This is a genomic window from Colwellia sp. 6M3 (assembly GCF_014077595.1).
Classification (GTDB): domain Bacteria; phylum Pseudomonadota; class Gammaproteobacteria; order Enterobacterales; family Alteromonadaceae; genus Cognaticolwellia.
The window spans coordinates 1-7,615 of sequence record NZ_JACGWF010000134.1 but is presented as its reverse complement, the minus strand read 5'-3'; the positions used below and the strand labels follow the sequence as shown (position 1 = coordinate 7,615).

Annotated in this window: 9 protein-coding genes; 2 read left to right on the top strand and 7 right to left on the bottom strand. The window is 35.4% G+C overall.

Annotation, left to right across the window (positions count from 1 at the left end):
• Positions 1-22 precede the first annotated feature (22 nt).
• Positions 23-733: a ribonuclease T gene (gene rnt, locus H4J50_RS17950; protein WP_182257562.1), complete on the top strand. Its 711-nt coding sequence runs from the start codon at positions 23-25 to the stop codon at positions 731-733.
• 22 nt (positions 734-755) lie between these two features.
• On the opposite strand, the gene H4J50_RS17945 is transcribed toward rnt, so the two are convergent.
• The 3 genes from H4J50_RS17945 to H4J50_RS17935 form a co-directional block, all read right to left on the bottom strand.
• The gene (locus tag H4J50_RS17945) at positions 756-1,142 is read right to left on the bottom strand and encodes a hypothetical protein (RefSeq protein WP_182257561.1); all 387 of its coding nucleotides are present in this window, start codon (positions 1,140-1,142) and stop codon (positions 756-758) included.
• Between the two features lie 304 nt (positions 1,143-1,446).
• Entirely contained in the window at positions 1,447-2,052 is a 606-nt protein-coding gene (locus H4J50_RS17940) for a peroxiredoxin (RefSeq protein ID WP_081152703.1), read from the bottom strand.
• Positions 2,053-2,139: 87 nt separating this feature from the next.
• The gene (locus H4J50_RS17935; RefSeq protein WP_081180633.1) at positions 2,140-2,481 is read right to left on the bottom strand and encodes a Grx4 family monothiol glutaredoxin; all 342 of its coding nucleotides are present in this window, start codon (positions 2,479-2,481) and stop codon (positions 2,140-2,142) included.
• Positions 2,482-2,806: 325 nt separating this feature from the next.
• Here H4J50_RS17935 and sodB point away from each other — a divergent pair, with 325 nt between their 5' ends.
• Positions 2,807-3,388: a superoxide dismutase [Fe] gene (sodB, locus tag H4J50_RS17930; protein WP_108456597.1), complete on the top strand. Its 582-nt coding sequence runs from the start codon at positions 2,807-2,809 to the stop codon at positions 3,386-3,388.
• A 280-nt stretch (positions 3,389-3,668) separates the two neighbouring features.
• On the opposite strand, the gene fadR is transcribed toward sodB, so the two are convergent.
• From fadR to H4J50_RS17910, 4 genes are all read right to left on the bottom strand, one after another.
• Complete coding sequence (gene fadR, locus H4J50_RS17925) at positions 3,669-4,379, bottom strand: fatty acid metabolism transcriptional regulator FadR (protein WP_108456598.1); 711 nt, start codon at positions 4,377-4,379, stop codon at positions 3,669-3,671.
• Positions 4,380-5,182: 803 nt separating this feature from the next.
• A complete protein-coding gene (locus H4J50_RS17920) occupies positions 5,183-5,866 on the bottom strand; it encodes a hypothetical protein (RefSeq protein WP_182257560.1) in 684 nt (227 codons plus the stop codon).
• Positions 5,867-5,982: 116 nt separating this feature from the next.
• Positions 5,983-6,378, bottom strand: coding sequence for a hypothetical protein (locus H4J50_RS17915; protein ID WP_182257559.1), 396 nt, complete (start codon positions 6,376-6,378; stop codon positions 5,983-5,985).
• Positions 6,379-6,541: 163 nt separating this feature from the next.
• Positions 6,542-7,549 carry an MBL fold metallo-hydrolase gene (locus H4J50_RS17910; protein WP_182257558.1) on the bottom strand — a complete coding sequence of 336 codons (1,008 nt, stop codon included), beginning with the start codon at positions 7,547-7,549 and terminating at the stop codon, positions 6,542-6,544.
• Positions 7,550-7,615 lie beyond the last annotated feature (66 nt).

Sequence of the window (7,615 nt, the reverse complement as noted above, 5' to 3'; positions counted from 1 at the left end):
ATAACTAATACCAACTGCCTTTATGTCTGATAATTCAACAGCAAGTAATAAAAACACAGAAAAATCATTATTTGCTCAACGCTTTCGAGGCTATTTCCCCGTTGTTATTGATGTTGAAACCGCAGGTTTTAATGCTCAAACCGACGCTTTACTGGAAATTGCTGCAACAACACTAACTTTAGATGAAGTCAGTGGACAATTCAGTTTAGATGAAACAATACACTTTAATGTTGACCCATTTGAAGGTGCAAACCTCGAAAAAGCCGCATTAGAATTTACCGGTATCGACCCAACCAACCCACTTCGTGGTGCGGTAGATGAGAAAAAGGCGATCACTGAAATATTTAAACTTGTACGTAAAAAAATGAAAGCAGCCGGTTGCCAGCGCGCTATCATTGTAGCGCACAACGCAGCATTTGATTTAGGGTTTGTTAACGCAGTTACCGAGCGTTGCTTAATTAAGCGTTCGCCATTCCACCCTTTCGTAAGTTTCGATACTACAACGTTATCAGGCTTAGCTTTGGGGCAAACTGTGTTAGCAAAGGCCTGCATAGCTGCAAAAATTGATTTTAATAATAATGAAGCACATTCTGCGTTATATGATACGGAAAAAACCGCAGAGCTCTTTTGTTTTATCATTAATAAATGGCAACAATTAGGCGGCTGGCCACTAATAGAGACAGAAGTAGAAGCTGAAGAAGAACAAAACACCCCACCTCAAAAAGAAGCCTAACACTGACGCTTCTAAACAGTTATTAAAACAAAGATTTTGCTTTTCGACGATTATTCATCCTGAAAAGCAAATTTCTTAACGCCAAAATCATTAAACAAAAGGCAATAAACTGTAAAGCTGATGACGTTGTTTTTAATACAATAACCATAGCAACCGCAAAATACCCATAAGGTAAATATTCGTATATCCACTCAGGTAATTTATTCTTCTTGATGAAATTATCATCATCAGATTTACGACGATCAACCCGACGATATTCAGAGCGAGTAACTAAGGTTATGCACCCTGCACAATAAAGTAACCCCACAGATACAAATACTGGCCAACTATCATAAAAGGCAAGTAAATAAGCACACACTAAAAAATATGCGTAAGGTAAATTTTCATAAATAAACTTTGGGTAATACATCAACAGTCCTTTTTGACATTAACTCACCTAAAAAAGGAATACTTATTCCTACTCTGTTTATTATATTAGCCGTAAAACAGTATTTTACATAAATTTTTTAAATATTTAATATTGATTTCACTCATTAAGTGAGCAATTTTTTATGAGCTAAAATTAATAAAAAACAAAACATAAACCTTACTAAATCATTACTTGTTCTGATCATTATAAATAGGCAGATAATTAATTAACTGGGTAATAAGCAAATATCAGACATAAAAAAACCGCTAGAAGCGGTTTTTTTTTACTGCAGTAAACTTATGAATTAAAGTTTATCAGCGTTATCTGTAAGGTAAGCTGCAACGCCTTCTGTTGTTGCTGTCATGCCTTTGTCGCCTTTGTTCCAGCCAGCTGGACATACTTCACCGTGGTCTTGGTGAAATTGTAACGCATCGATCATACGGATCATTTCATCTACGTTACGGCCAAGTGGTAAATCGTTAACCACTTGATGACGAACACTGCCTTCTTCGTCAATTAAGAATGATGCACGAAATGCAACGCCAGCTTCTGGATGCTCAACGTCGTATGCTTTACAAATTTCATGTTTTACATCAGCAACTAAAGTGTATTGTACTTGACCAATACCACCATCGTTTACTGCTGTGTTACGCCACGCGTTGTGAGAAAACTGTGAATCGATAGAAACACCAATAACTTCAACACCACGGCTTTTGAATTCTTCCATACGGTGATCAAAAGCTAATAACTCAGAAGGACATACAAAAGTAAAATCAAGTGGGTAGAAAAAAACTACGGCTTTTTTACCTTTAATTGCTTCTGCAAGGTTAAAGCTATCAACGATTTCGCCTGAACCTAAAACTGCTGCTGCTGTAAAATCTGGTGCTGCGCGACCGACTAATACACTCATTATACTCTCCAATTTTTTTTAAAATAAATTTAAGTTATCTAAAGTTAACTCCACCTAGTATGGTGGCGTTAAGTGATAATTCAATAGTTACTCTGAACTTTCTGCCGAACTATTTTTAGCTGCAGATTCAGTGATCAAAGTTTGTAATTCACCTTGCTGATACATTTCCATGATGATGTCACAACCGCCGACAAGTTCACCGTCAACCCATAGTTGTGGAAATGTTGGCCAATCGGCATATTTAGGCAATTCTGCACGGATATCAGGATTTTGTAAGATATCAACATAGGCAAATTTTTCACCACAGCCCATCAACGCTTGAGAAGCTTGTGAAGAAAAACCACAACTTGGCAACTTTGGTGAACCCTTCATGTAAAGGAGAATTGTGTTTTCACTGATTTGTTCTTTAATGCGGTCAATTGTTTCCATAATATCCTCAAAAATTAATACTTATACCAATTAGACTAATGATAACATTTCATATAATGAAAGTTATTAATTCATTTTGGTATTATTGTGCTCAATATCTAAAGTAAAACTGACGAATATAAACAGAACAATAAATACTTAAGCAAAAAACTTATATATTAAAACTTAATAGCCTTGATAAAACCTATGGTAATACCTATATACTTGGGTAGACTATATAAAGCTTTAATACCCGAGTAGTTTACTAGGTTTTAGACAAAAACAAACTACTTCTTTAAATTAGCATTAGAATAATTTTTTATAATCACATACTGGAGAGTATATAATGGCTATCGAATTACCAGCACTACCATATGCAATGGATGCACTTGCACCACATATTTCACAAGAAACTTTAGAGTTTCACTATGGTAAGCACCACAACACATATGTTGTTAAGTTAAACGGCCTTATCGAAGGTACTGATTTTGAAGGAAAGTCTTTAGAAGATATCGTTAAAACATCTTCTGCTGGTGTTTTCAATAACGCTGCACAAATTTGGAACCATACGTTTTACTGGAACAGCTTAAGCCCTAACGGCGGCGGCGAACCAACTGGCGCATTAGCAACAGCTATTAATGCAAGTTTTGGTTCATTTGCTGAATTTAAAGCTAAATTCACAGATAGCGCAATTAACAACTTTGGTTCAAGCTGGACTTGGTTAGTTAAAAATGCTGACGGCAGCCTTGCTATCGTTAATACATCAAATGCAGCAACGCCACTTACTGATGAAGGTGTAACACCGCTTATCACAGTAGATTTATGGGAACATGCTTACTACATTGATTACCGTAACCTTCGTCCTAGCTACATGGAAGGTTTCTGGGCATTAGCGAACTGGGATTTTGCTTCAGCAAACTTCGCTTAATCGCTAAAGCACGTTAATTTAAATATCAAAGGCCAGCATTATTGCTGGCTTTTTTTTACTTAAATTTGACGTGATTAATGGAGTGGCTCACCGTTAAGTAGATCATCATTGAGTAGTTGCTCGTTGAATAGCTTATCATTGAGTAAGAATAGCTTTTGCTTTTTAGGTTTTAGGATAAAAGGAGAAAATTAAACAATCAGATAAAAAAAAGACAACTGCTTAGCTTAATATTAAGCACAGTTGCCTCCATTTATAATAACCATTTATTTTTAGTTATTTATTATTCAGCGAGTTCTTTTAATACTTCGTCTTTTAACTCATACCAAAGTTTACCCGATTCAACACCGTATTTTCTTACCGCATAAACAGACTCATCAAATTGATTATTTTCAGCTAACTCAACCAATTTTTTATAGTAAGTTCTGGTTATTTCTCGACCACGTGGGTGAGCAAAATACAAACTACCTAAACGAGAATATAAACCTCTAAAGCCGTTCAGAATAAGTAAGTAAATAGAATTACCAGAAGCGACCACTAGTTCTTTGTTAAGCTTGTAATCAAATTCAGCAAAAGCTTCACCAGTATCTTCCACTGATTCAATAGCAGACAATAACTCGATAGTTTTTTCAGGATTATTTTTAATCGCGCCACGCACGTATATTGCACTAATATTGGTTCTTGCAGACAATAAATTTTCGACTAAGTCAGGAATACCCTCTTGGTCAAGCTGTGCTAAAGTTTCAAGAATATTAAGACTAGATGTTTCCCAAAAGTTATTAACTTTGGTTGGTTTACCGTGTTTAATCGTTAACCAGCCATCGCGAGCTAATCGTTGTAATACTTCACGAAGGGTTGTTCTGGTTACACCAATAAGTTCTGATAATTCACGTTCAGCGGGTAAAATTGTACCCGGTGGAAATCCACCATTCCAAATAGATTCAACAATATATTGTTCGGCAAATCCTGCTGGACTGTGCGCTTTTATAACCATGGGGCTCCACATCACTTAAAGTTAACTGTACCTGAAACTGATTGTACCAGAACAATCAGTTGACACAAGCGCAATAGAGCCTATTAAGTGGTGGTGGCGAGTGCCACTTAAGTTGAGAATTCGAGGCAGGTTGAGAATTTTTATTTTTGCAATTGACCAGTAAATTACAGCCAACATGGTTTAAGGCACTGTTACACCTACATATAAGCATAATTAAAGGTGCTGATTCATCTACATGTAAGTATGGTTAGTTAAGGGTGTTTCTAAGGTGGAGTGCACTTATTAAAGCCTCATATGAGCAATGCACTATATAAACTTTTTAATTCAATGCATATTTTTGGGGTTTACTAAGACTTCTACACACTCAATCCAACTTAATCATCTTTGTCGTTAACCCGACATTATAGTCATGAGGTGCAATTACATTTTGCGCAGCTTTGGGCATGCTAAAGTAATTAACATATTTAAACATTTTACCTTAAAGGTCATGAGTACGTGCAAAAACACACATACTCTGAGTAAATATCATTTTATTAAACCTAACCTGACCGTCGAAAAACCCTCCAAAACGTTCATTGAAGTTTTAGACTAAAACGGCAAGTAACTCCGACAAATAGGTCATTAGGATAGAAGATTTATAGACTGTAATTGCCACAAAGCGGTCATTAGCACTTACTGGCTAGAATTGAATTCAGATTAGTTTTTGTATCGATAATGTCTAATTAACAGGCAAAAAATTGTTGGCTTAAATAAGCGACGAAAGAGCAAAAGCCAACTGTTTTTTGTCCTTGTTTAATTTATTGTTAGTTTGCAGCTTCATCAAATACTAAAGGGTGCCCCTTAGCTAAAGCTGCCTTAAGAGCAATATTTTGAACTTTAGTATTTTGTACACTTGATGGGCATTTCTTTAATGCCTTAGCTATATCGACATCTGCATTATCTGATAATAAAAGTACACCTGGGCCATACACTTTCATCCCAAAAATATTGTCACCACTACTGCTGCTCAATTTCAATTTACCTATATAAGCAACTTCTCCTTTATTAACACTAAAAGGAACATCGAATTGTTGATCTTTTTCTATTGAATAGCCGCTACCTCCATTCGCAAAATTATAGAAACTAAACGAATAAACTGAATATGAACTCTTTGGTACAGGATGACAAAAATAATATCCTTTCTCTCTTCTTTGCGGAGATATAAAGTCATAAACAGTGTCACTTCCAAACATTGAACCTCGTGTTGAATTCAATAGACCGGGAAAATCACTTCCCAATGAGTCTTTGTAGTTAATTGAAATTGAGTTAAACGATTGGTAACAATCATTACCATCTGGTTCGCATTCTATTGCATATTTTCCAATAATATATGCGAGGTCTTGCTGTGGAACCTTAGCTAATATTTGTTTCACTCTTTCTGAATGCGAAACACAAGATGGAAGCAATATAATTAATAATATTACTAATAAAGGTTTACTAAGGGTCATCACGAACTCCGTATAATAATTGCAAACTAACGCCCTAATAATGGGCAAAAAATTGTTGGTTAAAATGCTGAGAAACGAAAACAGCCAACTGTTTACTAACCTTATTAATTAGTTTGTTACAAGCCCGAACGCACCAATGAATTATCGATTTTTTCTAAAAGAGTTTTAGCTTCAGAAATATATTCATCCGATTGATCAACCATAATTTTTTCAGCTAACCCAACTCTTTCTCGCTTGATCATTTCTTGCGAGAATTCCTCAAGATCTTCCCAACCGTCACTAGCTAAATCTTCTCGTTTAGCAACTAATTCAAATAGCGATAACTTTAATTTAATAAGGCCTAAATCGCTTGATGAGTTAAAGTTATCACATGCTTGAATCGTATCTTTAGCAAGTTTTTGAGCATTATGTACCGAAGTAATGTTAATAGCACTTGAAACACCGACTCCTAAAACAAAAGCTATCGATGTTGTTATTCCAATAAGTACTGAAACTTTAATATTAATGTGCATAATTGAGATACCATCTCCAGTCTTTTTAGGGCATATAATAGTTAGCTAAAATAAGCGACGAAAGTGAAACAGACAACTTTTTTTGTCCTGCTTTAATAACTTGTATGTTTGTTAACCTCAAAATACATAAGTAATATCAATACTGAGCTAACTATAATACAAATTAAATTGAATACGCCTTTCCAAAGGTAGGAATAATTACTTTTAGAGGATCCATGTTTAATGACTTAATTTCTTCATTAAGAGTTTCTATAGGATCATTATATCCCTCATCGGTTAACTTAAAAGTCCCAAAGTGAATTCCTATCATCTTTTTACTCTCTAGGTCTTTAAATGCTTGCAGAGCATCCTTTGGGTTAAGATGAGCGTCTTTCATGAACCATCTAGGCTCATAAGCTCCAATTGGAATTAAAGAAAGATCGGGCGCACCGAGCTTCTCTTTAATTTTTTTAAAGAATTTCCCGTACCCTGTGTCCCCAGCAAAGTAGATCTTATAAGAATTTTCAATATAGAACCCACCCCAAAGCATTTCTCTTTTATCGAATATTCCTCTTGCCGACCAGTGCTGTGAGGGAACAAAAGTAATTTTAGTTTTATTAGCTGTTATGCTTTGCCACCAATCCAGATCAATAGCGGCTTTAATTCCGTTATCTTCTAAAAATGACTTCGTTTTTAACCCTGCAACGACTTTGGGAGCATCTCTATTTTTTAAGCGCTTGAGCGTATCAAGATCTAGGTGATCATAATGATTATGAGATATAAGAACGATATCTATTGAAGGCAGATCATCAAAGGCAATACCAGGTTTAATGACTCTCTTGGGTCCAGCAAATTGAACAGGTGAAGCTCTGAGTGAATAATGAGGATCTGTTAATATGTTTAAATTATCAACCTGAATAAGAACTGATGCATGGTTGATGACAGTAATAATTGGCTTTACTGATCTTTGGCTAGCAGGTTTAAACTGCTTGGAGTCAATTTTATCTGGCCAAGGAGTAGATTCACTCATGCTCCCCATTTTCCAACTGAGTAGATCAAATATACTTTTATCTTCAAAAGGCTCAATGTTATCAAATTTAACACCATCAAAAGGAGCGTTAGTCTGAGCATAAGGTTTATATGTGCAGGAGGAGAGTAAAACGGTAAATATTAACGCTGATATTTTTTTCATTTAGCTTGCTCATTTTTTTTAGTATTTATTTATACCAAAACACATTACGTAACGTAACCTATAAAC